1 protein-coding gene is annotated in these 231 nt (G+C 37.2%); it reads left to right on the top strand.

Features of this window, described 5'->3' with window-relative positions; genetic code table 11:
• Positions 1–231, top strand: a 231-nt coding sequence (locus Q4550_RS24235) for an MSCRAMM family protein (RefSeq protein WP_303536829.1), incomplete at both ends; no start/stop codon positions are given.

The raw sequence follows: 231 nt of genomic DNA, 5'->3' as shown, positions 1-231 counted from the left end.
AAGTTGTCGTAAACAATCTTCGTCCTGGAAACTACACTTTTGTGGAAACAAAAGCACCATTCGGTTATGTTCTTGATCCAACACCAATTGAATTTGCGATTGCGTTTAATAATTCTGAACGAGTGAATGTTGAAGCAAAGAATACACTGCAAAAATTCAATGCAGAATTAACGAAGAAGGATGTTGATTCAGGAGAAGTAATTCCTGGCGCTATTTTTGAGCTTCAAGACG

It is taken from the genome of Anaerobacillus sp. 1_MG-2023 (assembly GCF_030547345.1).
In the GTDB taxonomy this organism is placed as follows: domain Bacteria; phylum Bacillota; class Bacilli; order Bacillales; family Guptibacillaceae; genus Guptibacillus; species Guptibacillus hwajinpoensis_B.
This window is presented reverse-complemented; position numbering and strand designations above follow the sequence as displayed.